The 2834-nt window shown below is 63.7% G+C and carries 1 protein-coding gene; it reads left to right on the forward strand.

Translation table 11 applies throughout. From position 1 onward, the window contains the following. Positions 1-198: 198 nt before the first annotated feature. Positions 199-2834, forward strand: a 2636-nt coding sequence (locus tag AX681_RS13195) for a M10 family metallopeptidase C-terminal domain-containing protein (RefSeq protein ID WP_197424292.1), incomplete at its 3' end; no start/stop codon positions are given.

Genomic DNA, 2834 nt, shown 5'->3' on the forward strand with positions numbered 1-2834 from the left:
AGATAGGGGCGCGGGCGGCCGGTTGCGAGGGGGGATCGCCATGCGTCGATCCGGGATGTCGCGACCTCGAGTCGCGTTAAAATCGGTCGACAAACCCTTGGTGTCGCGTAAGAAAACGTCATGCCGATCATAGCGACCATCAGCGAAAGCAATATGTCTGCCACCTCGCAGACGAGCGGAACCCTCAATTCGGGAGCCTTGTCCGGACTGACAGTCACGGGGGTCGCGCTGGCGGGACAATCGGGCACGGGCGTCGGAAACGCACTGAACGGCTTTTACGGCAGCCTGACGATCAATGCCGACGGCAGCTATAGCTACACGCTGAACAATATGGATCGCGACACCAATTTGCTCGCATCGGGCGATCGGGGGACCGAGCGTTTCGTCGTGACCTATATGCTGGGCGGAGTTCTCCGGACAGTCGATGTCCATGTGACGATCAACGGGATCGACGAGCCGGGCCAGATCAACACCGTCATTGGCACCCGGATGGATGTGAGCGGCCCCGTTGTCGTCGCCGAAGACACCTATATCCGGTCGACCGCCGCGAGCGGAATCTGGTATCAGAACCAGCCCGAAGGTGGCGCGGGGGTGCGCATCGACGGGTCGATCGTCATCAACCGCGCGACCCAGGGCCTGGCGTCCGAAGACACGATGGGCGTCGTATCCGGCCAGTTCGTCAACAATGGCCGCATCGCGATGACCTTCACCGGGGTCGCGACGCAATATGGGCCGAGCGTGACTGGCGCGTCCGGGGCCGGCGGGATCAACAATGGCGTGATCTCGATCCATCAGGAGATGACGCCGGGGAACAGCAGCAGCATCCGCGCGATCGGGATGCAGGGCGGTTCGGCCAATCACGGGCTGATTGAAGTTTCGTCGACCTTCGATGCCTATGGCGTGTGGTTCGTCGGAAATTTCCTCAATACCGGCATGATCCATGTCAGCGGCGGCGATGTGTACGACCCGCTCGGGGTGGTCGGGATACGCCAGGGCGGCAATCTGGTGAACACCGGCACGATCCATGTGGTCTCGACGTCGCCCGATCAGCAGACGGTCGCCTATTTTCATTTCCCCGGATCGACCAACATCTATGCCAATGTCCTGACGATCGACAATCGTGGGACGATCGTCGCCGACATCGCCTTCTATATCGCGGGCGGCTACAATGTCGCGACATCGCTGACCAACAGCGGCCATATCGAAGGCGACCTGCTGATCGACAGCGGCGTCAATGTGATCACCAACCTGGCCGGCGGCAGCTGGATCGGCAATCTGGTGCTTGGGCCGCAGAATGACATCGTCAACAATGCCGGAACGATCACCGGCAATATCGACCTTGGCGCGCATGGCGACCTGTTCCGGGGTCGCGGGGACGGCACGGTATCGGGCATCGTATCGGGCGGATCGGGGCAGGACATGCTGGTCGGCGCGAACGGCAGCGACCGGCTGTCGGGCGGCGACGGGAACGACCGGATCGAGGGCGGCGGCGGTGCCGACACGCTGACCGGGGGCGCGGGGGCGGACGTCTTCGCCTATCGCGCGGTCGGCGATTCCACCGGCGGCGCGCGCGACACGATCACCGATTTCGTCAGCGGCACCGACCGGATCGACCTGAGCGGCCTTGGCGCGTCATCGGTCACGCTGACCCCGCAGGGCGGCGGCGTCACGCTGCTGGAAGCGGTGACGGCGACAGGAACGCTGTCGGTCCTGATCACCGGCAGCATCGCGATGGGCGACATCGTCAACGGCCCGGCGTCGGCCACGCTCGACGGGACCGGCGCAAGCGAGACAATCGCCGCGCTCCTCGCCGGATCGACGCTCAACGGACATGCCGGCGACGACACGCTGTTCGGATCGGATGGCAACGACATTCTCGACGGGGGGACCGGCGGAGATTCGATGTTCGGCGGCGCGGGCAACGACATCTACTATGTCGATTCCGGGGACGATCGGGTTTCCGAGGATGCCGACGGTGGAATCGACGAGATCCGCACCACCATCGGCTACGCGATGCAGGCGAATATCGAAAACCTGACCCTGCTCGGCAACGCGGCGATCGGGGCGCTCGGCAACGCGCTGGACAATGTCCTGACGGGCAACAGTGCAGCGAACTATTTTTCCGGCGGAGGTGGGCGCGACACGATCATCGGCGGCGGGGGTGGCGACTATATCCAGGCCATGGGTGCGCGCATCGTCTATCGCGAAGTTTCAGATTCGTCCGGTAGTAACTGGGACATGATCAATCATTTCGTTCATGGCAGCAACGTGCTGGATTTCAGTGCGTTCGACATCACCGGCTTCACCTTTGCGGACTATTCGAGCAGCTATTTCTTCTATGACGGCCCGCACATGGGCATTGCGGTTTACATTCAGGGCTGGGTCGATGTGACGGTCCATACCACGGCGGGAGATATGCAGTTGCGCATCTCGCGCGCGACCGCGGCTGCGCTCGACGTGACCGACTTCCTGTGGAACCGTCCGGTGGGCAGTGTGCTGCTGCTCAACGGCAGCGCCACCAACGATACGCTGACCGGGACGGACGGCGCGGAGGACATCCGCGGCTTTGGCGGCAGCGATGTGCTGCAGGGCGGCGGTGGCAACGACCTGATCGACGGTGGCGAGGGCGTCGATATTGCCAGCTATGCCGGAGCGAACGGCAGCGTCACGGTCGATCTAAACCTGAGCAGCGCGCAGGATACCGGCGCGGCAGGGGTCGACACGCTGGTCGCGATCGAGGGTCTGCGCGGATCGGCCTATAACGATGTGCTGATCGGCACCGCAGGCGACAACAGTCTCGACGGCGGCGCGGGTGCCGACCGCCTGTACGGCGG

The organism is Sphingomonas sp. CCH9-E2, assembly GCF_001557215.1.
Lineage (GTDB): Bacteria > Pseudomonadota > Alphaproteobacteria > Sphingomonadales > Sphingomonadaceae > Sphingomonas.